Here is a 25,078-nt window from a genome sequence, read left to right on the forward strand (position 1 = left end):
CGTGATTACAGAAGTGGCCTCACCCCAACCCCGCCCCGGACCCCCCCCCCCCCGGCCGCCGCCCCCGGCGGCCTCCTGCTGGGCCGCCTCCTCCCGCTCCTCGCGCGCGACCTCGGCGGTGAGCCAGGTCGCCAGCCCGTCGACGGCGTCCGCACCGCCGTCGGCGGAGGTGAGCCGCGCGATGACGCGGGCCAGCGTCGGCGCCGCCGGGGGCCCGGCGTCGGCCGGTGTCCCCGCGCGGTCCGCACCGCCGCCCGCTCCGTCCGTACGCTCCCCCCGGCCGCCGGCGGCAGCCGCGGGTAGTCCACCCGTACGAGCGCCGATACGAGCGTGTGTACGCGCTTCCGTACGGGCGGCCTCCGGGGCTTCAGCCGCCCTGCCCGCGGCGGCATCCGGAATCGCGGCGCCCGGGGGTGACGAGCCCGTCGGCGGGGTGACGTCGTCCAGCGCGCGGTGGAGGCGGGCGGCCTCCTGGCGCCATTTGCGGTCGACGACCTCCTCCGGATACTGCCCCCAGGCGACCGGGGACCAGTCCGGGCCCGGCTCCGGCGGGCCGCCGTGGAAGAGACGCGCGGCGAGCAGCGACGTGGCCTCGTCGATGAGGCCGGGCTCCTCCAGCAGGTCGCACGCGGGGCGCTCGCCGAGCCGGGTGGTGAACCCGTCGGCGAGGCGGTCGCGGCGCGACAGCTCGGTGAGCGCGGCGACGACGCCCGCGTCCAGCCGGGACGGCCAGCGGCCCATCCGCCACGCGGGCAGCGCCACCCGGGTCAGCAGCCGGTCCCAGCCCGCGTAGGCGAGCCCGACCTGTTCCTGGGCGACGATCCGCAGGCCGTAGTCCACGCCCTGGGCGCGCTCGGAGGCGGCCGCGGCGACGCCCCGCTCCATCTCGGCGGCGTGCACCCGGCACGAGCGCAGCAGCAGCCGGGCGACCCAGCCCACGAAGGCCAGCGCGGGCCGGCGCGCGACGGCGAGCACGGCGGCGGCCGGTCCGGCCGGGCCCGCCGCGGGGCCCCGCCCGTCCGCGGCACGGCCGCCCGAGCCGACCGCGACGGCCGCGTCCAGCCCGCGCACGAAGCGGCGGGCCGCCGCTATGTCCGGGTTGGCGGAGGGCCCGGTGCCCGCGACGACGGGCGCGAGCAGCGCCCGCAGCTCGGCGACGCGCATCCACCACAGGAACGGCGAGCCGACGACCAGCACGGGCGCCGCCGCGCTCCGGCCGCCCTGTCCGTCCTGTCCCGTCTGCCTGTCCTGCCCCGCCTGCCCGGAGCGGCGGCGGGAGCGCCGGCCGCGCGGGCCGTGCGCCGGGTGCGTGCGGTCCTCCAGCCAGCTGTCGCAGTCCGGCGTCAGGGCTATCGCCGAGGGGGCCGGTACGTCGAGCCGGTCGGCGAGGTCGCGCACGAGGCGGTAGAGGTCGGGGGCGGTCTCCTCCGGCACGGGCACCGTGGGACTGCACGCGGGCCGGGCCCGTACGACCACCGCGGCGACGCCCGCCGCCAGCACCAGGACGACGACGGCGACGCCGACCACCGTCCAGCGCACCGCGTCCCAGCTGTCGCCGATCCGGCCCATGGCGCTGCCCGCGAGCAGCACGACGGCGACGGCCGCGGGGAGCAGCGCGACGGCCAGCGCGGCGCTGCGGACGCGCAGTACGGCGAGTGCCCTGCCGCGTGCCGCCTGAGCTCCTGCTTCCGGACCTGCCACGAGACCGATCACCCCCTGCTGCCTGCACTGTCGGTGGGTGTGCGCGGGCGTACGCCGACGGCGACGGCGACGTCCACGTGCCCACTCTGGCACCGGCCACTGACAACGCAATGCCGGTGGGCCAGTTGCCGGATGGCAGCTGGCTTGCGCCGCACCCTAGTTGGGGGTTGGCCGTGCGTCAGCAGGACGGGAGTGCGGTCACTCGATGGAATGGCTTTGGGTAAAGACTCTGTACTTCCGAGTAGGAAAGGGTCAGCGGGGCGGAGCACCGCATTCCGCGGCCGCCCCACGCGGTACGGGCCGCTGCTCAGCCCGTACGCGCCGCTTTCCCACCCCTGCGAGCGCCGCCTCAGCCGACGCGGGCCGCCGAGACGGAAGCAGTCGGCTCAGCCCGCGGAAGCGGTCTTCTCAGCCCGCGGCGGCTTCCGTCTCGGCGGCCCGCGCCGCGATGTCCGTGCGGTGGTGCGAGCCGTCCAGGCGCAGCCGGGAGACCGCCTCGTACGCGCGGGTGCGGGCCTCGCCCAGGTCGGCGCCGGAGGCCGTGACGGACAGGACGCGCCCGCCCGCGCTCACGACCCGGCCGGAGTCGTCCCGCTTGGTGCCCGCGTGCAGCACGTACGCGTGCGGGGCGTCCTGCTCGGCGACGTCGGCCAGGCCCTCGATCGCGTCGCCGGTACGCGGGGTCCCCGGGTAGTTGTGCGAGGCGACGACCACCGTGACGGCCGCGCCCTCGCTCCAGCGCAGCGCGGGGAAGGCGGCCAGCTCGCCGGCGGCGGCGGCGTGCAGCAGCCCGGCCAGCGGCGTCTTGAGGCGGGCGAGGACGACCTGGGTCTCCGGGTCGCCGAAGCGGGCGTTGAACTCGATGACCCGCACGCCCCGCGAGGTGATCGCGAGCCCCGCGTAGAGCAGCCCCGAGAACGGCGTGCCCCGGCGGCGCAGTTCGTCCACGGTGGGCTGGAGGACCGTCTGGAGGACCTCGTCGACGAGCTTCGGGTCGGCCCACGGCAGCGGCGAGTACGCGCCCATGCCGCCCGTGTTGGGCCCCGCGTCCCCGTCGAGCGCGCGCTTGAAGTCCTGGGCGGGCTGGAGCGGCACGACCGTCTCGCCGTCCGTGACGGCGAAGAGCGAGACCTCCGGGCCGTCGAGGAACTCCTCGATGACGACCCGCCCGCAGGCCAGCGCGTGGGCGCGGGCCTCCTCGACGTCGTCGGTGACGACGACGCCCTTGCCGGCGGCCAGACCGTCGTCCTTGACGACGTACGGAGCGCCGAAGGCGTCGAGCGCCGCGTCGATCTCCGCCGGGCCGGTGCAGACGTACGAGCGCGCGGTGGGCACCTCCGCGGCGGCCATCACGTCCTTCGCGAACGCCTTGGAGCCCTCCAGCCGCGCGGCCTCGGCCGAGGGGCCGAAGGCGGGGATGCCGCGCTCGCGCACCGCGTCCGCGACGCCCGCCACCAGCGGCGCTTCGGGGCCCACCACCACGAGGCCGGCCCGGAGCGAGAGGGCGAGCTCCGCGACGGCGGCGCCGTCGAGGGCGTCCACGGGGTGCGTCGTCGCGACTTCGGCGATCCCGGCGTTGCCGGGGGCGCAGTGCAGGGCGGTGACGTCGGGGTCGAGGGAGAGAGAGCGGCACAGGGCGTGTTCGCGGGCGCCGCCGCCGATGACGAGGACCTTCACGGGGTGCAGCCTACGGGAACGCCGTTTCGGTGACCGCGCGCACTCTTTCGGGTGAGGGGAGTCCGCGGCCTATACCCGATGCCCCACCACTTCCGGTGGGAAATTCCTCGATCTTGGGCTCAAGGCCAACCGTTCGGCGGTAGGAATGGGGGCCTGCGCGTCAGTCGCCAGCCGTCACATCGTCACATAGGGAGCGCACGGGTGAGCCAGCCGGAGATGCAACCCGAGGGGCCACCACGGGAGGAGGGCGAACAGCAGGAAGAGCCGCGGCACGGCGACGATCTGCGCGGCCGGCCCTTCCCGCTCGGCGACTGGGGCGAGCCCGCGGACCGGTTGGACGAGCTGTACCGCTGGGTGGAGGACGGCGCGCTGCGCGTCATCTCCTGGTACCTCGCGGACCGGGTGAACAAGCGCCGCTGGGCGCGCGTACTGCGGGCGGGCGCCGCCCTCGGCGCGGTGGCGGGCGCGTCGCTGCCGCTGCTGGAACTGGCGGGCGTGCTGCACGGCGGCGCCGCCTGGGGCTTCGTGGCACTGCTCGCGGCGGTGGCGTGCCTGGGCTGCGACCGGTTCTTCGGACTGTCCTCGGGCTGGATGCGGCACGTGGCCACGGCGCAGGCCGTGCAACGCCGCCTCGGGGTGCTCCAGTTCGACTGGGCGTCGGAGAGCGTGCGCGAGGTGCTGGGCCCGACGGAGGGCACGGCGAGCGAGGCGGCCGAGCGCTGCCTGACCGTACTGCGGCGCTTCTCGGAGGACGTCACGGAGCTCGTACGGTCGGAGACGGCGGACTGGATGGTGGAGTTCGGGTCCGGCACGGGGCCGCTGCTGCTCCAGTCGCTGGTGGCGTGGGGTCCCCGGACCGAGGGCGGGAGCCCCGTCACCCGCTTCCCGCTGCCGCCGGGCACCCGCCCGAACATGCCGCGCCAGCGCCCCCCGGAGCCGCCGCGCTGACCCTTTTGGGCGTCCCACGCGACCGCTCCGGCGGACCGGACCGCCTAGCTGAAGACGATCATCGACCCCTGCCCCAGGCTGCGCGTCACCGCGGCGTGCAGCCCCAGCCACACGTGCCGTTCGCGCGCGAAGGGGCTGTTCTCGTACGGGCCCGGGGCCGCGGGTTCCTCCAGGCCGGTCGGCCGGGCGGGGGGCGCGGGAGGGGCGGGCGGGTTGGCGTGGTCGATGCCCAACACCGGTGCCACCGTCTCCAGTTCCCGGAGCAGCCCGTAGGAGGAGCCCAAGGGTCCGCCGCCTTCGAGGAGTTCGTCGTTGGCGAGCGGGTGGGCGAAGTCGACGGGGACGTACGCGCCCGCGTGGTCGTAGTGCCACACCAGGTGCGACTGCTGGGCCGTGGACTCGAACATCTCCAGCAATTGCTCGTAGTCGCCCCCCAGTTCGTCGACCGGCGTGACGGCGAGCCCGCAGATGTGCAGGAGGTAGGCGCGGCGCAGGAAGTGCAGCGCGTCGTAGTCGAAGCCCGCCACCGGGGCGACATCGCCCGACAGGCCGGGCATGTAGTTGTAGACCGGTATGGGCGGCAGCCCCGCTTCGCCGAGCGCCTTGTCGTAGGCGGCGATCTCCTCCGCGAAGGGGTTGTCAGGGCTGTGGCACAGCACGTCTACGAGGGGGACCAGCCAGAGGTCACAGGCCACGTGAACTCACTCTCGTTCGCGTTGATGCGATGGTCGGGCAAGCGTAGTGCGGGTGGGCGGTCCATCACACAGTGCGTGCGCCGGTGATTACGGCGGGGGACGAGCGGGGCGCGGAGGCCGGAGCGACGGCCCCTCGGGGGCCGGCGGTGCGGCTCGTACGGATGCGGCTCGGAGGCCGGCGGTGCGGCTCGTACGGACGCGGCTCGGCGCTCGGCCCGAGGGCTCGGCCCAGTCGGCTCGGGGTCCGGCCCGGCCCGGCTCGGGGCTCAGCTCTCGGGCACCGGCCCCGGGCCTAAATTCATGTCGGCCCGCCCCGCGCGCCGTCCCGGGAGCCGCGGCGGCGCGTCGACGAGGGCGAGCGAGTGCGCGTTGTACGCCGTGATGATCCGCCCCACCGCTCCGGAGTCCCGCCCCACCACGGCCTCGACCAGTTCGATGTGGCCGTGCCACAGCCGCCCGCGCAGCTCCGGCAGGCGCCGCAGCCGCGGCACGGTGAAGATCCAGCTCTGTATCCGCACCCGGTCCAGAAAGTCCATGATGTACGGGTTCCCGATGAGGCCCGCGAGTTCGCGCCAGAACCGCAGGTCGTACCCGATGAGGATGTCGAGGTCGCCCGTACGCGCCGCGCGGCTCGCCTCCTCGGCCCGGCGGCGGACAGAGGCCACCGCGGTCGGCGTGGAGGTCCGTACCGCGAACTCGGCGGAGCAGCGGAATATCCCCTCGACTATCAGGGTGCGCGCCTCGACCATGTCGCGGAAGTCCTCGCAGGAGAACTCGTGGACCCGGAAACCGCGGTGCTGCTCGACGTCGAGGAGCCCCTGCGCGGAGAGGTCCAGCAGCGCCTCGCGGACCGGGGTGGCGGAGACCCCGTACTGCTCGGCGATCTCCTTGACCGTGAAGTGGCGTCCGGGCGGCAGCCGTCCCGCGAGCACTTCGTCGCGGAGCGCGTCGGCGATCTGCGCGCGCAGCGTGGTGCGCAGTACCGCGTTGGCCTTTGCTGAGTTCCCAGACATCTGCGCCTCTCGTCGTCCGCACACGATATGCGAGGCGCGTTGCGGAGGCTGCTTCGCTGCCGCGCATGACGCAGGCCGCGCCGTCGGGGGCGGAGGCTGCTTCACTGCCGGGCATGACGCAGGCCGCGCCGTCGGGGGGAGACGGGCGCGGCCTGCGGGAGAGGGGGCGAGCGGGAGAGGGGGCGAGGGAGCGAGCGGGGCCGGAGCGATCCTCAGACGGTGAACCCGTCCGCCACCGTCAGAGCGGCGTCGAGCAGGGCGAGCCCCTCCTTCGCCTCGGACTCGGAGATGGTGCAGGGGGGGCAGACGTGGGTGCGGTTCATGTTCACGAAGGGCCACAGCCCGGACTTCTTGCAGGCGGCCGCGAAGGCGGCCATCGCCGCGTTCGCCTCGCCCGAAGCGTTGTACGGCACCAGCGGCTCGCGGGTCTCCCGGTCCCGTACGAGCTCCAGCGCCCAGAAGGCGCCGACGCCGCGCAGCTCGCCCACCGAGGGGTGCCGCTCGGCGATCTCGCGCAGCCCCGGCTCCAGGACCCGCGCGCCGAGGTCGGCCGCCCTGCCGACGATGCCCTCCTCCTCCATCACGTTGATCGTCGCGACGGCGGCGGCGCAGGCCAGGGGGTGGCCGGAGTAGGTGAGGCCGCCGGGGTAGGGGCGGGTCTCGAAGGTGGCGGCGATCTCCGCCGAGATGGCGACGCCGCCGAGCGGTACGTAGCCGGAGTTGACGCCCTTGGCGAAGGTCAGCAGGTCCGGGACGACGTCGAAGAGGTCGGCGGCGAACCACTCGCCGGTACGGCCGAACCCCGCCATCACCTCGTCGAGGATGAAGACGATGCCGTACCGGTCGCAGATCTCGCGGACCCCGGCGAGGTAACCGGGCGGCGGGATCATGATGCCCGCCGTGCCGGGGATCGTCTCCAGGATGATCGCGGCGATGGAGCCGGGCCCCTCGAAGGCGATGGTGTCCTCAAGGTGCTGGAGCGCGCGGTCGCGCTCCTCCGCCTCGTTCCGCGCGTGGAAGGGCGAGCGGTAGAGGAAGGGCGCCCAGAAGTGCACGACGCCCGCCGAGGCGGTGTCGGACGGCCAGCGGCGCGGGTCGCCGGTGAGGTTGATCGCGGCGGCGGTCGCACCGTGGTACGAGCGGTAGGCGGAGAGCACCTTCGCGCGGCCCGTGTGCAGCCGGGCCATCCGCACGGCGTTCTCGACGGCCTCCGCGCCGCCGTTGGTGAAGAAGATCTTGTCGAGGTCGCCGGGGGTGCGCTCGGCGATCAGGCGGGCGGCCTCGGAGCGCGACTCCACGGCGAAGGCGGGCGCGAAGGTGGCGAGCCTGCCCGCCTGCTCCTGGATCGCGGCGACGACCTTCGGGTGCTGGTAGCCGATGTTGGTGAAGACGAGGCCGCTGGAGAAGTCGAGGTAGCGGTTGCCGTCGTAGTCCCAGAAGTACGAGCCCTCGGCGCCCGCGACCGCCAGCGGGTCGATGAGCCCCTGCGCGGACCAGGAGTGGAAGACGTGCGCGCGGTCGGCGGCCTTCACGGCGGCGCCGGCGGCGGGGTCGGGCTGCGCGGTGGCCTGCTGCTGAGGCTGCGTGCTCACAGTCGGTACCTCGGATCGATTAGGGGCGCTCCGGCCCACCGGACGTCGGGCCCGCCGGGACGGGAGGCGGACACGGCCAGGGTAGAGACCGGGGGGTAGGGCCGGTACCGGCAGTGTGTATGGCAGTGGTCCCGGAGGTGGACATACTGCCGACCCGCACGGGGGGGGTGCGGGTGGGGGCCGTGGGGCCGGGCCGGGCCGTTTGGGGCCGAGCTGGGGACTCGGCCAGGGGCTCAGCCAGGGACTCGGACTCGGCCAGGGGCTCAGCCAGGAGGAGCGCGGGAGGGGCACGAGCGGGCTACGGCATCGTCCACGGCTCCTGCGGCAGCGGGCGCCCGGTCTCGATGAACGTCTTGAGGTTGGAGAGCACCGCCGCCCACCCCCCGCCGGTGGCGTCGCGCTCGGCCTCGTCGGCCAGGTCCACGTGGGTCACGGTGAGCCGGACGATCTCGCCGTACGGCTCGATGTCGAACGTCACGCGGGACGGCTCGGCCTCTCGCCCTCCGCCAGGCTCCGCCCAGGTCGTCACCAGCCGCGTGGGCTCCGCGTTCACCACGACCCTGCCGACGACGTCGGCGGTGCCCGTGCCGTCCGTACGCTGGTGCTCCCACGCGGAGCCGACCTGCCAGTCCGAGACATTGCTGTGGCCCCAGTAGACGGCGGTCTGCTCGGGGTCGGTGAGCGCCTTCCAGAGCTTTTCCGGAGTGCTCTGGATATAGGTGACGTAGACGAATTCCAGCTTGCCGGCCATGACTTTCTCCGTGTCCTCGCTTGTCATTTCCCACTGCCGGCGGCCCGCGCCGCGGCACAGCTCTCCCAGTGTCCGCCCGCCGCGCCCACGCAGCCTGCCGAGGCCCTATATCCACATATCCGCCGGCCTCGCGCCGCCCGACTCGCACGACCGGCCGGAGGCCGTCTACCCTCTCCCCGCACATGATCAACGGGGGAGAGGAAACGCGCCACCATGCGCGGAACAGGCGGAAAAACCACGTCAGCCAGGGGCGCAGCGCTGACCGTCCTGGCAGCCCTGGTCACCCTGACGCTGGCGACCACGACGGCCTGCGGCACGACCGGCTCCGCCAGACGGGCCAAGGGCCCGGTCCCCCACACCTTCCGGGGCGCCTGGGAAGGCAAGGTCGTGGAAAAGGGCCGCGAGACGGGCCGCATTCTGCGGATCGATATCGGGCGTACGAAGCACACCCGATCGGTAAAGGTCCGGACGACCGGCCCGCGAGCCTACTGCCAGGCCAGTGGCACCTTCACCAGGGTTTCCAAATACCGCCTGGCATACCGGGCCCGTTCCACCGACTCCCTTCCCCGCAAGGGCTCTTGCGAGGAAAAGCGGAAACAGTCGCTGCGCCGCGGCGACAACGGCACCGTGTCCTGGAAAGCCGACGGCGCGACCGCCGTCCTGCACCGCGCTCCCGACGGGAATTCAACCGTCGACTCCCAGTACCGCGGCACCTGGAAGTCCGCTGACGCGGGCCTGACGATCACGGTGAAGCAGGGCGCCATAGGCACCGAGGCCGCCAAGATCACCCGCGACTCCCCCGGCCACCACTGCACGGCCCCGGCCTACCTGGCCTCGGCGTCGCGGGGCTCCGGGGGCCTCGTCCTCAGCCCCATGAAGCTCTCCGACACCGAGCACCCCGCCTGCCCCGGCAGCGACACCTCTCTCACCCTCAACGCCAGCCCCTCGGCCCCGTACGACCGCAACAGCCTGGCGGCGGCGCGACTGGGCGGCGACGCGGCGCATGGGACGACGCTTACGCGCGTAAAGGCGGGTTCGGATATCGATACCCAGCGAGGGCGGTAGGCGACGTGATGCCGTATCCGCCATCACCGGAACCACGTGTGGGATTGCCGCATTACCGCTGACCAGGGAGCCGGACGTGCTGAAGCGTCCCCCGTGAGCGACCGCCGGCCCTACGACCAAACCGGAAGCCACCGCAGGACTCGCCCGGCCCCACAGGAGGAGGGCAGGGCCGGGCGGGCCGGCGGGGTGGAGTGGCGGAGTGGGGCGGGCCTTGGGATGGATCAGCCGCTACGGACGGCGACCGCCCTGCACCTTCTTGCGGCAGTCCGGCAACTTCTCGCCGACGGCCGCCGGTTCCACGATGGGCCAGTCATCGAGGGAGTAGCAGAGCTGCGCGTGCAGGAGTTCGGCGTCGGCGGGCGTGAGCCGGAGCGTGACGTCACCGCCGAACTCACCGTCGCACTGCAACCACAGGTGAATCGCGATTCGCCCGTCCTCCTCCCGCCGCACCGGCTTGCTCGGCACCCGGCTGATACGGAGCGGCGCAGCCGCACGCGCCCCCATCACCGGGCCACCCCAGCCTTCTCGATCCGCCCCGCGACGGGCGTGAGCCGCACCCGCATCCCGCTGGGCCCGATGTCGATCCCACTGAACGCGAACACGGGCGCGACGTACGGCAGCGGCAAGTCGTCCGCCGGTCCTGTCGCCTGGCGGCCGAGCGGCCTGGTGACCGGGGCGTCGGGAGAACTCCCCTCTGTGGTGGCGGTGAACAAGGATGTGACGCGAGCGAGTGTTCGCCGCAGGGCGGATTGGATACGGTGGGCCATGTTGACGCTCCTACTTGGCGTTGGCCGCGCCCCGGGGTGCTGCGAACACCGCCGGGGCACCTTGTCGCCTGCCGTAACTCCATGGCTACAGCGTGCAGTTGCGACGGTAGCCCCAACATGAAGCCGCACACAACATGTTGTGCAAAGCCGCACCCGTTTGGCGTATTTGGCGTACGCCGATACGACGGCTACGCCGCGCCGTCGAACTCTCCCGCCTTCGCACCGGCCAGGAACGCACGGAGCTTCGCGGATGTGGTCTTGACGACCACACTGGGGTCGTCGCTCTCACGCATCAGAATGTCCCCCTCGCAGGAGGCGAGTTCGAGGCAGTTCCCCTCGGGCTGGTCCGAGAACGATGACTTAAGCCACTGAACGTCCACTCGTGTACACCTTCACAGTTGCCGTGCTACCTCACGGATGAAGTCACGGGATCGCCCCTGGTCGAGGGAGCGCTCCTCCAACCGGTCTATCACAGCACGGTAGTTCGCAAGGTGGGTCTCCGCGTGCTGGAACAGCGAACCGGCCGGAGTATCCATCTGCACGGTATCGAGCTGCGCGACCGGCCCGCACGCCAAGAGGGTCGAGCTCACCGCGCCAGGGAAACCGCCGGCTTCAAGGGGCAGAATACGGACCTCCACTTGCTCCCGTTCGGACTGCTCCAGAAGGTGATTCAGTTGTGCCTTGAGCACTCGACTGCCACCGAACAGCAGGCGCAGCGCCATCTCATGGATGACGAACGTGCACGCCGGCGGCGACGGCGAGCGGTCGAGTACGCCACTGCGCCGGAGCCGGAAGGAAAGCTTGCGCTCGAAGTCATCGGACGCCATTGGCGGCACCGCCTCCGCGAACACGGCACGCACGTAGTCCTCGTGCTGGAGCAGTCCCGGCATGTGCGTGATCTGTACGGACCGCAGAGCCACCGCGTGGTGTTCCAGTTCCGCGAGGTCGAGCGCACTGGCACCGACGAAATCCCGATACTCGTCCCACCAGTACGCCCCACGCTCACGTGCCATCTCCGCGAGCGCGTCGATGTACTCAGCGTCGGGGCACGAGTAGTTGGCGGCCCACACACGCACCCGGTCGCTGCTGACACCGGACCGGGCCGACTCCGTATTGCTGACAGTGGTCCGGTCCGTACGGTGCATCGCGGCGGCCTCACCGATGTTCAGCCCCACGTGCTCGCGCATCTTGCGCAACTCGGCGCCCAACCTGCGCTGCCGTTCGGTCGAAGGCTTACGTACCGGCATCGGCTCCCCTTCCCCTGGAGCACATAGCGTAGCCAGGCCGTCACATGCGCACCCACTCCGCTCCCAGGCGCTCATCCCGGGCCGCTGAACCCGCCGGCCCGTCTTCGGACCCACTGACAACCCCGGAGCAGCGCCGGGGTGGACTGCGGGGAAGTGTGCAGTTCGGTACTGCCGCGTGGGGCGGCATTGCGTTCGGCCGGCTGCGGCTCTCGTCTCGGACCCTCCGGGTCCAGAGCGCCGGCAGCGGGAGGGGAGGGAGCGGGGCTGGTCCCGGCTCGCTGCCTGTCGACGGGTTCGCGGGCTGGGGTCAGAGAAGCTCGCTGCGCTTCGCGGCTGGCTGCTGCCGCGAAGTGGCCGTGGCGAGGGCGTCGGATGCAGGCGGGTGGCAGCTCGCGCCTGTGATCCAAAGCAATGGGCAGCGGAGGTAAGGCGCGCTGCGCTGCGCCTTGGGCACGGTTGGCGTGCGGGGGCGGTTTCCACACGCACGGCAGGGGGCTGAGGGTGCGGAAACCCACTTCTGACGACCAGCGCGCCCGATATGCCCGACCTGTCAGGTTGAATAGACAACAGGGTGGGGTTTCCATCCGATTTCGCGTCCGGTATGGCGCTTATGTCTGACGGTAACTCCGCCCTACTTGCGAGTAGGGCCCAGGAGCCTTCGACGACGCCCCGGCCCTCGCCTCATCGCGGCAACAGTCGGCGGCGGAGCGCAGCGGAGCCTTTCTGACCTCAACTCAGGCCGGGCGACGGGCAGCGAACCGGCCCCAGGTCACCCCTCCCCGACACTGTTGGATCCTCGGGCCGCAGCCCACAATGCACCCGCACCCGCAGACCCCCCATGACCACTTCGCGGCAGCAACCAGCCGTGAAGCGCAGCGAGCTTCTCTGACCTCGGCCCACGAACTCGTCGGCAGGCAGCGAGCCGGGACCAGCCCCGCCCCCTCCCCTCCCGCTGCTGGCGCTCTGGACCCGGAGGGTCCGAGACGAGAGCCGCACTCGACCGGACGCAATGCCGCCCCACGCGGCAGCACGCGGTCTGCGGCATGCGGTCACGGCACGTGCGCCGGCCACGGTGCACTCCTGTGACCAGCGCTTTCGCGCCGGACCCTAGTGCGCGACTCCGGCCGCGCGTACGTCGGTGAGTGCCTGCCGTGCCAGCGGGCCGAAGCCCTCGCTGTTGTCGGTGTCGATCCACTGGTCGTAGGCGATCTCCCAGGCGAGCGCGCCCAGTTGCGCGGCTACGCGCGCGGTCAGGCTCGGGACTTCGCGGCGGTTGAGGGCCTCGATCATCGAGGCGGTGAGGTCGATCCTTTTCAGGGCTTCGCGTTCGCGCAGTTCCGTATTGGCGTTCAGTACGGCCTGGCGTCGGCCGCTGAACTCGCGGCGGTCGGCGGTGAAGAACGTCCGGCCGAGCGCATCGAGGGCCTCCGCCACCGCGTCGAGCGGGCTGGCCGACGGCGGCGCCGAGGCGATCCCTTCGACGAGCAGACCGGTCACCGTGCCCCCGTCGAAGAGCACCTCGCGCTTGTCCGGGAAGTGCCGGAAGAACGTGCTCTTGGTGAGCCCCGCGCGCTCCGCGATCTCGATCACGGTCGTGTTCTCGTAGCCGTGCTCCTCGAAGAGGTCGAGGGCGGCGGCGGCGAGTCGTCCTGGTGCGTCGGGTTGCCAGCGAGCCATGGGAACAGTGTACGGGACTTGGTCCCATCACTGGTGTACGGTCGATAAGACCAAGTCCCATCACTGGCCAGGAGAGGTCCCCGATGAGTAGAGCTGTCCGTTACACGCGATTCGGCGGTCCCGAAGTGCTCGAAGTACAGGAGATACCCGAGCCGCACGCCGCACCGGACGAGGTGCGCGTCCGGGTCACCGCCGCCGGGCTGAATCCGATGGATTGGCAGATCACCACCCAGCCCGACATGGCGGCGCGGTTCGGCCTCACGCTGCCGGCCGGGTTCGGCAGCGACTTCGCCGGAGTGGTGGACGAGGTGGGCGCCGAAGCCACCGGATTCGCGACCGGCGACCGGGTGTTCGGGGCGGCGATCGGCCGGTCCGTCGCCGATTACGTGCTGGTCAAGACCCCTGCCGCGGGCCTGTGGCCCACCCCGGATGGCATCGGCGATGAGGTGGCGGGCACGCTTCCGGTGTCCGGTCTGACGGCCTCCGCCGCGCTCGCCGCGGTCGGGCTCCGCGCCGGGGACACCGTTTTGATCGGTGGGGCGGCGGGTGGCGTGGGCATCTTCGCCGTGCAGCTGGCGAAGCTCGCGGGCGCCCGGGTGATCGGCACCGCATCCGAGGGCACGTTCGGATTCCTGCGCGGCCTCGGCGCCGAACCCGTGGCGTACGGCCCTGGCCTGGCGGACCGGGTGCGGGCCCTGGCGCCCGAGGGGATCACCGCCGCAACCGACCTGTTCGGAAGGGAGGCGGCCGAGACCGCGCTCAAGCTCGGCGTGGCACCCGAGCGGATCTCCGTCGTGGCCGACGGCCCCGCTCCGCCGCCCGGTGTGCGCAAGGCGGGCGCCCTCGATGCAGGTCCGGGCGCCATGGAACGGATCGCCGAGTCGATCCATGCCGGCGAGATCACGGTTCCGATCGCGGCGACCTTCCCGGTCGAGCAGATCCGCGAAGCCGTGACGACGCAGGCCGAAAGGCACGTTCACGGTAAGATCGTGATCGCCCTGTGAACCGGCACGAGGTGGACTCGGCGACCAGGATCCACTTTCACAACAAGCCTTAGTAGCCGCTGAGCAGCAGGCCGTCCTCCACGAAGGTCCACACGTCGGTGTAGGGGTCCCAGTGGTTCGGATTCTCGCCGTCGCGCTTCTCGTTGATCTTCTTGGCGTGCTTCCTGGCGATTTCGTACTTGCCGTTGCCCAGGATCTGTTCCGGCTGCAGGTGCTTCGACTGCTGCTCGGAGACCGCTCGCACGTTCTTGCCGTACGTCTGCGCGAAGCCGGGCTGCCGGCGTAGTCGGGCATTGGTATCGCGGCACACCCCGCCGAACGTGCTGGTGTAGTCCTGGTAGTGCAGGAGGCGCCACAGTTCGAAGCAAGGGTGGGAGTAGGCGATCCGCACCCCGTGCTCACGGGCCAGCTTCATCGCCTCGGGGATGCCCTCGTGGGCGTCGCGGTCGAAGAGGACCCATACCTGGGGCCAGTTCCAGTCCTTCTCCTTGCCGAGTCCGGCGGCCTCGGCCTCGCGCTCGACCCTTTGCAGAACGCTGATGGCGTTCCGCACCATGGGAAGGGGCTTGCGGTGCTTGCCGGCGGCGGTGGCGTTCTCGATGTGGAAGTCGATGCCTCGCCGGGGGTCTGCCCGCCGGCCGTGCTTGGCGATGAGGCTGATGTACTCCCTCTCGGTCACCTCGCCCTCGATGAAGGCGTAGACCTGACGCGAGCGGTTCTGGCGGCCCTTCGCCCCGCTCTTGTTCCGCTGGAGCCGGTCGCCTCCCTTGTCGGCTCTCGCCATCAGCTCTCTTCCGCCTCCGGCTCCGGCTCCGCCGCCATCGTCTCGTACGCCGTCTCGTCCGTCCGCAGCAAGTGCAGTCCGACCTGGCCCTCGGGCACCTTCGGCACTCCCCCGAAGGAGCCCGCCAGGTAGGACGTCATCAGGTCCTCTTCCTCCGTCGGCTCCCAGTCGGAGATCGGGTACAGCTCTGTGGCGCCGGTCGCGTCCTTCTCCGTCAGCCAGAGCTGTCCCGGTTCCAGGAGGCGCGTACCGCCGGGAACCCTCAGCAAGGAGGGGTCGTGGGCGGTGAAGATCAGTTGGGCGCCTTTGGGGTTGACCCACGGCGCCTGGAAGAGGCGTACGACCTCGGCCGCGAAGCGGGAGTGAAGGCTGGCGTCCAATTCGTCGATCAGCAGCACCGACCCCGTGTCGAGGGCGAGGAGCAGGGGGCCGATGAGAGCGAACCAGGAGCGGGTGCCCAGGGATTCCGCGCTCCAGTCCAGGGTGGTTTCCTCGCCGCTGCCCGAGTGGATCAGCCGGACCCTCGGGCGACCGGCGGAGTCGCGCTCCACCTCGGCTCCCGCGATCCCCAGGTCGGCGACGCGCAGCAGTTCCTCGACCCGCCGCCGCGAGTCCGCGTTTTCGAGCAGTCGCTGGGCGGTGTACGCCTCGCGCCGCGGTCGGTCGGCTTCCGGAGTGACGTCGTACAGGTTCTGCTTGAACCAGTCGTAGACGGGGGTGAGGTCCGGGTGTCCGTCGTTGGCCGCGCGGCTCAGGAGGAGGGCGTCGCTCCGGGTCGTACGGGCCAGCCGGGCGCGGTCCTTCACCCGGTCGCCGGGGAAGTGGAATTCCTTCTGCCGCGAGGCGTCCCGGTCGAACCAGACCTGCCGCCGCCCCTTGGGGTAGGCGAACAGCCACTCCGACTCGACCCGGCGCTTCCCCAGCTCGAAGCCGTATGTCCAGCGGACGCCGTCCTCCAGGACGACATCCGCTTCGTAGAAGACGGGATCGTCCGCGGCCCCGGGATCGAGCGCGAACACGTCGCGCGGAATGCCGTCGTACGAGGTCCAGGCCGCGTACGAACTGAGAACGGCCTCCCGCATCTGCTTCAGGGCGGCGATGACGTTCGACTTGCCCGACGCGTTCGCGCCAAAGACGCCCAGCACCGGATAGACGGGGAGCCGCTTGCCGTCGGAGAGCGGGAGCGGACGTGCGGCCGCGCTGTCCTCGTCTTCGGGGGCGACGAGCGACAGCTCCTGCGCCGCGCGCAGGGACCGCACGTTGGCCACCCGAAACCTCAGCAGCATTCCATCTCCTCCATGGCGCACAGAGTAGCCACGGAGACCCGTGCCCGCCCGCCTTCGACCAGGCGGGCGGGCACGTAGGAGCGCGGTGTCCCGGCAGTGGGCTACAGGAAGGAGTTGATCTCGATCGTCTCCGTGCGGCCCGGGCCCACGCCGATGGCGGAGATCGGGGCGCCGGACATGTCCTCCAGCGCCTTGACGTACGCCTGCGCGTTCTTCGGCAGGTCGGAGAACGTCTTGGCCTTGGTGATGTCCTCGGACCAGCCCGGCAGGTTCTCGTAGATCGGCTTCGCGTGGTGGAAGTCGGTCTGGCTGTACGGGAGCTCCTCGACGCGCTTGCCGTCGATCTCGTACGCGACGCAGACGGGGATCTGCTCCCAGCCGGTGAGCACGTCCAGCTTCGTGAGGAAGAAGTCCGTGAGGCCGTTGACGCGCGTCGCGTAGCGGGCGATGACCGCGTCGAACCAGCCGCAGCGGCGGTCGCGGCCGGTGGTCACGCCGCGCTCGCCGCCGATGTCGCGCAGCGCCTCGCCGTCGGCGTCGAGCAGTTCGGTCGGGAACGGGCCCGAGCCGACGCGGGTGGTGTACGCCTTGAGGATGCCGATGACCCGGTTGATCTTCGTCGGGCCGACGCCCGAGCCCGTGCAGGCGCCGCCCGCGGTCGGGTTCGAGGAGGTGACGAAGGGGTACGTGCCGTGGTCGACGTCGAGCAGCGTGCCCTGGCCGCCCTCGAAGAGGACGACCTTGCCGGCGTCGATGGCGTCGTTGAGGACGAGCGTCGTGTCGGCGACGTAGTCCTTGAGCTGCGGGGCGTAGCCCAGCAGCTCCTCGACGACCTGTTCGGCGACGATCGCGCGCCGGTTGTAGAGCTTGGCGAGGATCTGGTTCTTGAAGTCGAGGGACGCCTCGACCTTCTGGAGCAGGATCGACTCGTCGAAGAGGTCCTGGACGCGGATGCCGACGCGGTTGATCTTGTCCGCGTAGGTCGGGCCGATGCCGCGGCCGGTGGTCCCGATCTTCCGCTTGCCGAGGAACCGTTCCGTCACCTTGTCGACGGTCGTGTGATACGGCGTGATCAGATGGGCGTTACCGCTGATCATGAGCTTGGACGTGTCGACGCCACGCTCGTTCAGTCCGCTCAGCTCGGAGAGCAGGACCGCCGGGTCGACGACGACTCCGTTACCGATCACCGGGGTGCACCCCGGCGAGAGGATGCCGGAGGGGAGAAGGTGCAGTGCGTACTTCTGGTCGCCTACGACAACCGTGTGGCCGGCGTTGTTGCCGCCCTGGTAACGCACCACGTAGTCCACTGAGCCGCCGAGCAGGTCGGTGGCCTTCCCCTTGCCCTCGTCACCCCACTGAGCACCGAGCAGCACAAGTGCGGGCACAGGCGTACACCCCTTCCGGGCGGGGCATGTCCAACGTGCGCGATGGTTTCTGCCATCGCTAGAGCCGTCGAACCGGTGCCCCGGAATAGACGAAGCCCCTGGCGCAATAGCGCAAGGGGCTCTTGCACCGAGATGCTACCTGAGGAAGGACCGAGGTGTCGGCTCCAGAGCCCCACACGAGTGGCGCGCACCCGTTGCTCGTGGTCATCGACCCCGTCGCCCGCCGCGTGGACGGCGAATCCGTGCGGATCGCGAAAGACGTGCTGTGCGCGGGCGCCACGACCAAGATCTGCCTGCCCGAAGGGCCGGAGGAGGTCGAGCGGGCGCTGGCCCGCCGGGGCCGTCGCCGGATCGTCGTGATCGGCGACGATCTCGCCCTGCTGCGGGTGGTGGGGCTGCTGCACCGGCAGCGCGACCTGCCGGGGGCGTCCCTGGCCGTGGTCCCCGTGGGCCCTTCCGCCGCCGTCTCGCTGGTCCGCGCGCTCGGCGTGCCCACGGGCGCGGTGGCGGCGGCCCGCGCGGTGCTCGACGGCTCCGAGCGGCGGCTCGACCTCCTGGTCGATGACAGCGGTGGCGTGGTCCTGGGCGGGCTGCGCATCCCGTCGGGCGGTGGCTGGGGCGGCGCGTTCGGCCCGTACGAGGCGGAGGACGCCTCCCCCGCAGACGACGGCCACCCGCACCACCTGCCGTACGTGCCCGAGGCCGCCCCCTCCGGCGACTCGCGCACAAGCGGGCCAGACGCGTCGGATACATCGGATATATCGGTTATGGGTGGCGGGGCGGGTACGGGCGGCGAGTCGGCTGCGGGCCGACCGGGTACGGACGGCTCGCGGGCGAATGGCGACAGGGGCGACAGGCACGACAGGCGTGACGGGCCGGGGGCCGCCCCCGCCCCCAGCGACGGGCGGCATCAGCCCTGGTGGACGCCGGCCGCCCGGACCGCCCGTACGGCCCTGACCACCCTGCTCACCGCCCCCACGGCCGCCCGCCGCCGCCCGGCCCCTCCCCCGCCCCAGCGGCTGCGGGTCGAGGCCGACGGCGTGCTGCTGGCCGATCTGGACCGGCCGGTGGAGCGGGTGACGGTGTCCGCCTCGGCGGCGGACGGGCTGGCCGACGTCGTGGTACACCACAGGCTCGCCGACGACGGGATACGGGCCCGCGCCCGCGCCGTCACGGTCTCCGGGCCGGACTTCCACTACCGCGCCGACGCGGTGGTCGGCGGGCCCGTGCGCACCCGCACCTGGACCGTCCTCCCGGACGCCTTCCGGCTGACGCTGCCCCGACAGCAGGAGCAGGACTGAGCGGGGCCGACAGGGGTTGGCAGGGGTGGCAGGGGCCGCCAAGGGGTTGAAGAGGGGCGGAGGGGGTGCGGAACGATCGCGCGACCCCGGCCCCGCGCCCGTACGCCCGTACGCCCGTACGCCCACCAGTGCGCCCGTACGCCCCGCCCGTCCCCACGTCCGTAAGCGAGGGCCGTTCTACACCTGCGGCCCGAACCTCGCGTCCCGATGCTCTCGCCAGCGGTCCAGCATGCCCAGCAGTTCGCCGTGCATGAACTGGAAGAACTCCACCGTCTCCGTCACCCGCTCCCCCGCCGGCGTGTCCGGCCCCAGCGCCTGCGCCCCCTCGCTGAGCAGCTTGCCCCAGCGGGTGATGAGCTGGTCGCGGCGGGCGAAGGTCTCGTACCAGAGCCCTTCGTGCAGCCGGTAGCGGTCGCGGCGGGAGCCCGGTTCGCGCTCGCGGCTGATCATTCCGGCGTTCGTGAGGTAGCGGACCGCGCCGGAGACCGCCGCCGGGCTGATCTTCAGCTGCTCGGCGAGTTCGGCGGAGGTGAGCGCGGCCGTGTCGGAGGCGAGGAGCGCGGCGAAGACGCGGGCGGCCATGCGCTGCGTACCGGCCTCGGCCAGCTCGCCCGCGAAGCGTTCGACGAACCGCGAGACGGCCTCCGGGTCCCGCCGCTGGCGGTCGGGGCCGTCCGGGCCGCCGGGGCCGTCCGAGCCGCCTTGGGCGGCGGCGGCGGCCTCCGCCGCCGGTTCCGTCCCCGTCATGTCGCGCTCGCTCACGTCCGCATCATCTCCCCTGGCCAGGCCGCTGCCCCAAGTTTATACGCTTCCTTAACTTCACAAATTTGTGAAACTACCTTAATTTCAGAAGCATGACGACGGCAATCACCGTGTCCGGCCTCCACAAGTCATTCGGCCGGACGCACGCGCTCGACGGCCTCGACCTCTCCGTCGCAACCGGCGAGGTACACGGCTTCCTCGGCCCCAACGGAGCCGGGAAGTCCACCACCATCCGCGTCCTGCTCGGCCTGCTCCGCGCCGACCGGGGCGCCGCCCAACTGCTCGGCCGGGACCCCTGGCACGACGCGGTCGAGCTGCACCGGCGCCTCGCCTACGTGCCCGGCGACGTCACGCTGTGGCGCAACCTCTCCGGCGGCGAGGTCATCGACCTGTACGGGCGGCTGCGCGGCGGGCTCGACGCGGCCCGGCGCGCGGAACTGCTGGAGCGCTTCGAACTCGACCCCACCAAGAAGGGCCGGGCCTACTCCAAGGGCAACCGCCAGAAAGTCGCCCTCGTCGCCGCCTTCGCCTCCGACGTCGATCTGCTGATCCTGGACGAGCCCACCTCCGGCCTCGACCCGCTCATGGAGGAGGTCTTCCAGGGCTGCGTCGCCGAGGCCCGCGAGCGCGGCCGGACCGTGCTGCTCTCCAGCCATGTGCTGAGCGAGGTCGAGGCGCTCTGCGACCGCGTCAGCATCATCCGCACCGGCCGCACCGTCGAGAGCGGCTCCCTCGCCGACCTGCGCCACCTGACCCGTACGAGCGTCAGCGCGGAACTGGCGGCGCCGCCGAACGGGCTGTCCCGCCTGCCCGGCGTCCATGACCTGTCCGTACAGGGCAAACGGGTCCGGCTGCACGTCGACACCGACAAGCTCGACGCGGTCCTGCGGCAGCTCACCGAGTCCGGCGTGCGGTCGCTGACCAGCACCCCGCCCACGCTTGAGGAACTGTTCCTGCGCCACTACCAGGCCGACTCCCCGGCCGCGTCACGGAACGAGGCGGCGGCCCGATGAGCACCCTCGCCGGCACCAGGCCGAAAAACTCGCATCTCACCGGCACCGGGCCCCTCACCCGTCTCGCGCTGCGCCGCGACAGGATCATGCTGCCCGTCTGGGTCTACGCGCTGTCCGTCGCCGTCGTCTCGACGGGGCTGTCTCTCAAAAAGCTCTACGGAACGGCCGCCGAACGCGCCGACTTCGCCCACTCCATGTCGGCGAACAGCTCCCTGCGCGCGCTGTACGGGCCGGTGCTGGGGGACTCCATCGGCGCGCTCACCGCGTGGCGGATGATGAGCTTCGGCGCGGCCCTGACCGGCGTCATGAGCCTGCTCATCGTGGTGCGCCACACCCGCGAGGAGGAGGAGAGCGGCCGCCAGGAGCTGCTGTCCTCGGCCGGGGTCGGCCGCCGCGCGCCGCTCACCGCGGCCCTCTCCACCGCGCTGGCCGCCAACACGCTCGTCGCCGCCCTGATCGCCGCCGGCCTCCCGGCCATCGGCCAGGGCGCGGCGGGCGCGCTCGCCCTCGGCCTCGCCGTCGGCGCCACCGGCATGGTCTTCGCGGGCGTCGCCGCCGTCGCCGCGCAGCTCACGGAGAGCGCGCGGCTCGCGAAGGGGATCACGGCGGCGGTGATCGGCGTGGCCTTCACGGTACGGGCGGCGGGCGACGCGTCCGCCGTGCGGGGGCGGTCGCCGCTGGTGTGGCTCTCGCCCCTCGGCTGGCCCGAGCAGGTCCGCCCGTACGCGGGCGACCGCTGGTGGGTGCTGCTGCTGCCGCTCGCCCTGACCGCCGCGACCGTGCTCGGCGCGTACGCCCTCACCGCCCGCCGCGACCTCGGCGCCGGGCTGCTGGCCACCCGGCCCGGACCGGCCGGCGCGGGAACCGCGCTCCGGGGCCCGTACGGCCTGGCCTGGCGGCTCCAGCGCGGCACGCTCCTCGGCTGGGCGACCGGTCTCGTCTTCGCCGGGGCCGTCTTCGGGGCCGTCGCGCACGGCGCGGCCGACATCGTCGGCGACAACAAGGGGACGCTGGAACTCTTCGAGCGGCTGGGCGGCGGCCACGGGAAAGCGGGCATCACGGACGCGTTCCTCGCCACCATCACCGGCATGCTCGGCCTGACCGCCGCCCTCTACGCGACGGGCTCGGTGCTGCGGCTGACCGGCGAGGAGACCGGCGGACGCGCCGAACCGCTGCTGGCGTGCGCCGTCGGCCGGCTGCGGTGGGCGGCCGGCCACCTGGTGATCGCGTTCGCGGGCGCGGTCGCCGTCCTCGCGGCGGGCGGCCTGGCCATGGGCCTCTCGTACGGGGCCACGGCCCACGACATCGGCGGGCAGCTCCCGCGCGTACTGGCCGCCGCCCTCGCCCAGACCCCGGCGGTATGGGCGCTGACGGGCGTAACGGTCCTGCTCGCGGGCGCGCTCCCGCGGCTCGCCGCCGCCGCGTGGGGCCTGGTCGGGGCGGCCCTCGCCATCGGCTGGCTCGGCCCGATGGTCGACGCCCCGCAGTGGGTCATGGACCTCTCGCCCTTCGGCCATCTGCCCAAGCTGCCGGGGCCGGTGGGCTCCGCGGGCCCGTTCCTCTGGCTCACCGCGCTGGCGGCGGTGCTCACGGCGGCGGGGCTGTACGGGCTGCGGCGGCGGGACGTCGGCTGACGTTCCCCTCTGCGGGTGTGGCGGCGGACGTCGGCTGAGGTCCCCCTCCGCACGTGCGGCGCCGGACCTGTAGCGGAGTCTGGCGCCGCACTCGCACGTCCTCGCTGGTCAACCCGCTTCCACCAGTAGCTCCTTCAGCCCCCGGATCACGAAGCCCGGTTTCCGCACCGGCTCCGATACGAGCCGCAGGCCCGGCGCGCGGCGCAGCAACGCGCCGAAGACCGCCGCCAGTTCGAGGCGGGCCAGCGGGGCGCCGAGGCAGTAGTGGATGCCCGCGCCGAGGCTGAGGTGCGGGATGTCGGGGCGGGTGAGGTCGAGGGCGTCCGGGCGGTCGAACCGCGCGGGGTCGCGGTTGGCGGAGCCGAGGAGGAGCGCCACCTCGCTGCCGCGCGGCAGGTGCACGCCGCCGACCTCGATGTCGTCGAGCACCCAGCGCTCGAACAGGTGCAGCGGCGTGTCGAAGCGCATCAGCTCCTCCACCGCGCCCGGCAGCAGTCCGTGGTCCGCGCGGAGCGCCGCGAGCTGCTCGGGGTGACGGAAGAGCGCGAGCCAGCCGTTGCCCGTCGTGTTGACCGTGGCCTCGTGCCCGGCGTTCAGGAGCAGGGCGCAGGTGGAGACCATCTCCTGCTCGCTGAGCCGGTCGCCCTCCTCGTACGCCGCGATCAGCGCGCTGATCAGGTCCTCGCCGGGGTCGGCGCGCCGGGCGGCGATGAGTTCGCGCAGATACGCCGAGAACTCGGCCGAGGCCCGTACCGCCGCGCGGGCGGTGTGCTCGCCCGGATTGAGTTCGTACATCCCGCAGATGGCGGCCGACCACGGCCGCAGCAGCCCGCGGTCGGCGGCGGGCACCCCCAGCATCTCGGCGATCACGGCGACGGGGAACGGTTCGGCGACCGCCGCGACCAGGTCGCCGCCGCCGTCGGCGAGCAGCCCCGAGACCAGCTCGTCGGCGATCCGGTGGACGTACGGGGCGAGCCGCTCGACCATGCGCGGCGTGAACGCCTTGGAGACGAGGCGGCGCAGCCGCGTGTGATCGGGCGCCTCCAGATCGAGCAGCCCGTTGTCGTTCAAGGTGTGAAAGGGCTCGTGCCAGTCGGGCGGCGCGCTGCGGCCGAACTCCTCGTGGCCGAAGCGGTGGAGGTACGTACGTCCGAGCCGCCGGTCCCGCAGCAGGGCGCGTACGTCGTCGTGGCGAGGCACCAGCCACTGCCGGGAGGGCGCGAACCAGTGGACACGCCCCCGCTCGCGCAGCTCGGCGTAGCCGGGATACGGGTCCGCCGCGAACTCAGGCGACCAGGGGGCGAACGCGAGGGCTTCGCTCATGCTCCGGAAGCGTAACCGGCGAACTCAGGCACCGGGAGTGGTGAATTCCCCTCGATCTCCCGCGGGCCGCCCTCGAATCTCCCGTGGATCTCCCACGGATCTCCCACGGATCTTCCGCGGACCTCGCCGGGTCCGCCCTTTGATCGGGACTGATTTCACGGCGAATACGCGGGATTGCGCGCCGCACGCACCGGGCAGAAGGCCACCAGCGATCCAGGGGACGGCCCACGCACCCGCCCCATCGCGGGGAGACACCTTTACCGATCGGCGAGCGGAACACCGTCTCGGACGGCCGGTATCCGGCACGGAGGTATCTCGTGGATCGACTGGATTCTCGCGGAGCGCGACGCGCTCTGAGGGTTCTGGGGTCGGTGCTGGCGGCCGGCGCGGTGTGCGCCTTGCTCAGCATCGCCATGACGCTCGTACCCGGGCTGCGCACCACCGGCAGCGGCAACGCGGGCCAGGCATACGGCGCCGCCGCGTCGTCCAGCGCGGTGCTCGTCCTTTTCTATATGGCGAAGACGCTCCGGCTCCAGCGGGACGAGACGACGCTCCAGCGCGAGGAGTTGGCGTTGCAGCGACAGGAAATGCAGCTCCAGCGGGCCGAATTGGAGTTGCAGCGTGAGGAGATGCGGCGTTCGGCCGGTGAATTGCACCGCAGCGCGGAGGCCGACCTGCGCCGACTGCATATGGATCTGCTCAAAATGAGCATCGAGAATCCGGATCTGGCGAAGGCGTGGCCGGCGTACGCACCCGGGCTGTCGGTGAAACGGAACCGGCAATACACCTACGCCAATCTCATGTACTGCCACTTCATGCTGGCGCACCAGCTGGGCATGGTGACGGACCGCGAAGTCCTGGGGCACCTCCGCTACATCACCGCTACCGATATCTTCCGGGGCTACTGGGAGGCGGCCCGCAGGATGCGGGCGGAGATGGACCCGGAGTCGCAGGAGGCCCGCTTCGCCGCGCTCGTGGACGAGGCGATCCTCCAGGCCGGCGCTCAATCGGGGGCGGGGTCGGGGTCGGGGGCGACTGCGGCAACACGGTCCGCGTCGGCGGTCACGGTGTCGCCGGATGTCTCCGCGCCGCCGACCGCGGCGCCGACCGCGACGCCGACCGCGGCACCGACCGTGACGCCCTAGAGCGGCGGTCGTTGAACGTGCGATGAATACCTGGATCGCACGGCGCCTGGGCGCGACCCCCGCCGAACGCGGCAGCCTCGGCAACGCCAGCTGCCCGGACCTCTTCGAGCTCAACGACGGCCGCTTCGCCGTCATCGGCACGGACATGACGGCGGAGCTCGACGACGCCCTGCCCTCCGACGCGAGCCGCGCCGATTACGAGCGGATCGTGGTCATCACGCGGGAGACGCTGCTGCGCGCCAAGGGCGACATCGCGGGCCTCTGAGCCCGCGCCCCAGTCGTACAGCGGTACGGCCGGACTCAGTGGA

Annotated in this window: 24 protein-coding genes; 8 read left to right on the forward strand and 16 right to left on the reverse strand. The window is 72.1% G+C overall.

The annotated features are described in order from the left end of the window. Both AB0I22_RS00005 and purD read right to left on the reverse strand, forming a co-directional pair. On the reverse strand, positions 1–1,713 hold a 1,713-nt coding region (locus AB0I22_RS00005; protein WP_363128278.1), incomplete at its 3' end, for a hypothetical protein. Between the two features lie 396 nt (positions 1,714–2,109). Continuing rightward, positions 2,110–3,378 carry a phosphoribosylamine--glycine ligase gene (purD, locus tag AB0I22_RS00010; RefSeq protein ID WP_363128279.1) on the reverse strand — a complete coding sequence of 423 codons (1,269 nt, stop codon included), beginning with the start codon at positions 3,376–3,378 and terminating at the stop codon, positions 2,110–2,112. Positions 3,379–3,579: 201 nt separating this feature from the next. On the opposite strand from purD, the gene AB0I22_RS00015 reads away from it, so the two are divergent. Next, positions 3,580–4,326 (forward strand): SLATT domain-containing protein, encoded by a 747-nt coding sequence (locus AB0I22_RS00015; RefSeq protein WP_363128280.1) that lies wholly within the window; start codon positions 3,580–3,582, stop codon positions 4,324–4,326. 44 nt (positions 4,327–4,370) lie between these two features. Here the strand turns inward: AB0I22_RS00015 and AB0I22_RS00020 are convergent, their stop codons facing one another. The 4 genes from AB0I22_RS00020 to AB0I22_RS00035 form a co-directional block, all read right to left on the reverse strand. Next, a complete protein-coding gene (locus AB0I22_RS00020; protein ID WP_363128281.1) occupies positions 4,371–5,021 on the reverse strand; it encodes a hypothetical protein in 651 nt (216 codons plus the stop codon). 266 nt (positions 5,022–5,287) lie between these two features. Beyond that, positions 5,288–6,034, reverse strand: a complete 747-nt coding sequence (locus tag AB0I22_RS00025) for a GntR family transcriptional regulator (protein ID WP_363128282.1) — start codon at positions 6,032–6,034, stop codon at positions 5,288–5,290. Between the two features lie 212 nt (positions 6,035–6,246). Continuing rightward, entirely contained in the window at positions 6,247–7,626 is a 1,380-nt protein-coding gene (locus AB0I22_RS00030) for an aspartate aminotransferase family protein (RefSeq protein WP_363128283.1), read from the reverse strand. Between the two features lie 298 nt (positions 7,627–7,924). Continuing rightward, the gene (locus AB0I22_RS00035; protein ID WP_363128284.1) at positions 7,925–8,377 is read right to left on the reverse strand and encodes an SRPBCC family protein; all 453 of its coding nucleotides are present in this window, start codon (positions 8,375–8,377) and stop codon (positions 7,925–7,927) included. Between the two features lie 213 nt (positions 8,378–8,590). On the opposite strand from AB0I22_RS00035, the gene AB0I22_RS00040 reads away from it, so the two are divergent. Further along, the gene (locus tag AB0I22_RS00040; RefSeq protein WP_363128285.1) at positions 8,591–9,442 is read left to right on the forward strand and encodes a hypothetical protein; all 852 of its coding nucleotides are present in this window, start codon (positions 8,591–8,593) and stop codon (positions 9,440–9,442) included. Between the two features lie 228 nt (positions 9,443–9,670). Here the strand turns inward: AB0I22_RS00040 and AB0I22_RS00045 are convergent, their stop codons facing one another. The 5 genes from AB0I22_RS00045 to AB0I22_RS00065 all read right to left on the reverse strand — a co-directional run bounded on the left by AB0I22_RS00045 (position 9,671) and on the right by AB0I22_RS00065 (position 13,133). Next, entirely contained in the window at positions 9,671–9,907 is a 237-nt protein-coding gene (locus AB0I22_RS00045; protein ID WP_363128286.1) for a hypothetical protein, read from the reverse strand. 38 nt (positions 9,908–9,945) lie between these two features. After that, complete coding sequence (locus tag AB0I22_RS00050; RefSeq protein ID WP_363128287.1) at positions 9,946–10,209, reverse strand: hypothetical protein; 264 nt, start codon at positions 10,207–10,209, stop codon at positions 9,946–9,948. A gap of 188 nt (positions 10,210–10,397) precedes the next feature. Further along, positions 10,398–10,589 (reverse strand): DUF397 domain-containing protein, encoded by a 192-nt coding sequence (locus AB0I22_RS00055; RefSeq protein WP_363128288.1) that lies wholly within the window; start codon positions 10,587–10,589, stop codon positions 10,398–10,400. A 12-nt stretch (positions 10,590–10,601) separates the two neighbouring features. Continuing rightward, positions 10,602–11,456: a Scr1 family TA system antitoxin-like transcriptional regulator gene (locus AB0I22_RS00060; protein WP_363128289.1), complete on the reverse strand. Its 855-nt coding sequence runs from the start codon at positions 11,454–11,456 to the stop codon at positions 10,602–10,604. A 1,107-nt stretch (positions 11,457–12,563) separates the two neighbouring features. After that, the gene (locus AB0I22_RS00065; protein ID WP_363128290.1) at positions 12,564–13,133 is read right to left on the reverse strand and encodes a helix-turn-helix domain-containing protein; all 570 of its coding nucleotides are present in this window, start codon (positions 13,131–13,133) and stop codon (positions 12,564–12,566) included. Between the two features lie 83 nt (positions 13,134–13,216). Here AB0I22_RS00065 and AB0I22_RS00070 point away from each other — a divergent pair, with 83 nt between their 5' ends. Further along, positions 13,217–14,137, forward strand: a complete 921-nt coding sequence (locus tag AB0I22_RS00070) for an NADP-dependent oxidoreductase (protein ID WP_363128291.1) — start codon at positions 13,217–13,219, stop codon at positions 14,135–14,137. A gap of 49 nt (positions 14,138–14,186) precedes the next feature. On the opposite strand, the gene AB0I22_RS00075 is transcribed toward AB0I22_RS00070, so the two are convergent. The 3 genes from AB0I22_RS00075 to AB0I22_RS00085 all read right to left on the reverse strand — a co-directional run bounded on the left by AB0I22_RS00075 (position 14,187) and on the right by AB0I22_RS00085 (position 17,592). Continuing rightward, the gene (locus AB0I22_RS00075) at positions 14,187–14,921 is read right to left on the reverse strand and encodes an RloB family protein (protein WP_363128292.1); all 735 of its coding nucleotides are present in this window, start codon (positions 14,919–14,921) and stop codon (positions 14,187–14,189) included. Continuing rightward, positions 14,921–16,207, reverse strand: coding sequence for an ATP-binding protein (locus AB0I22_RS00080; RefSeq protein WP_363128293.1), 1,287 nt, complete (start codon positions 16,205–16,207; stop codon positions 14,921–14,923). The genes AB0I22_RS00075 and AB0I22_RS00080 overlap by 1 nt, the downstream gene beginning before the upstream one ends. 101 nt (positions 16,208–16,308) lie before the next feature. Next, the gene (locus AB0I22_RS00085; RefSeq protein WP_363128294.1) at positions 16,309–17,592 is read right to left on the reverse strand and encodes an adenylosuccinate synthase; all 1,284 of its coding nucleotides are present in this window, start codon (positions 17,590–17,592) and stop codon (positions 16,309–16,311) included. A 200-nt stretch (positions 17,593–17,792) separates the two neighbouring features. Between AB0I22_RS00085 and AB0I22_RS00090 the strand changes: the two genes are divergently transcribed. After that, on the forward strand, positions 17,793–18,893 hold the full coding sequence (locus AB0I22_RS00090; RefSeq protein ID WP_363128688.1) for a hypothetical protein: 1,101 nt from the start codon (positions 17,793–17,795) through the stop codon (positions 18,891–18,893). A 177-nt stretch (positions 18,894–19,070) separates the two neighbouring features. Here the strand turns inward: AB0I22_RS00090 and AB0I22_RS00095 are convergent, their stop codons facing one another. Further along, positions 19,071–19,655: a MarR family transcriptional regulator gene (locus AB0I22_RS00095; protein WP_363128295.1), complete on the reverse strand. Its 585-nt coding sequence runs from the start codon at positions 19,653–19,655 to the stop codon at positions 19,071–19,073. A 92-nt stretch (positions 19,656–19,747) separates the two neighbouring features. Between AB0I22_RS00095 and AB0I22_RS00100 the strand changes: the two genes are divergently transcribed. Continuing rightward, positions 19,748–20,668: an ABC transporter ATP-binding protein gene (locus tag AB0I22_RS00100; RefSeq protein WP_363128296.1), complete on the forward strand. Its 921-nt coding sequence runs from the start codon at positions 19,748–19,750 to the stop codon at positions 20,666–20,668. Then, positions 20,665–22,302: an ABC transporter permease gene (locus AB0I22_RS00105; protein ID WP_363128297.1), complete on the forward strand. Its 1,638-nt coding sequence runs from the start codon at positions 20,665–20,667 to the stop codon at positions 22,300–22,302. The genes AB0I22_RS00100 and AB0I22_RS00105 overlap by 4 nt, the downstream gene beginning before the upstream one ends. Before the next feature lie 108 nt (positions 22,303–22,410). Here the strand turns inward: AB0I22_RS00105 and AB0I22_RS00110 are convergent, their stop codons facing one another. Next, complete coding sequence (locus tag AB0I22_RS00110; protein ID WP_363128298.1) at positions 22,411–23,625, reverse strand: cytochrome P450; 1,215 nt, start codon at positions 23,623–23,625, stop codon at positions 22,411–22,413. Positions 23,626–24,023: 398 nt separating this feature from the next. Here AB0I22_RS00110 and AB0I22_RS00115 point away from each other — a divergent pair, with 398 nt between their 5' ends. Further along, positions 24,024–24,770, forward strand: coding sequence for a DUF6082 family protein (locus tag AB0I22_RS00115; protein WP_363128299.1), 747 nt, complete (start codon positions 24,024–24,026; stop codon positions 24,768–24,770). Between the two features lie 22 nt (positions 24,771–24,792). After that, positions 24,793–25,035 (forward strand): hypothetical protein, encoded by a 243-nt coding sequence (locus tag AB0I22_RS00120; RefSeq protein ID WP_363128300.1) that lies wholly within the window; start codon positions 24,793–24,795, stop codon positions 25,033–25,035. Positions 25,036–25,078: the final 43 nt, after the last annotated feature.

The sequence above is a fragment of the Streptomyces sp. NPDC050610 genome, assembly GCF_040654875.1.
Taxonomy (GTDB): Bacteria; Actinomycetota; Actinomycetes; order Streptomycetales; family Streptomycetaceae; genus Streptomyces.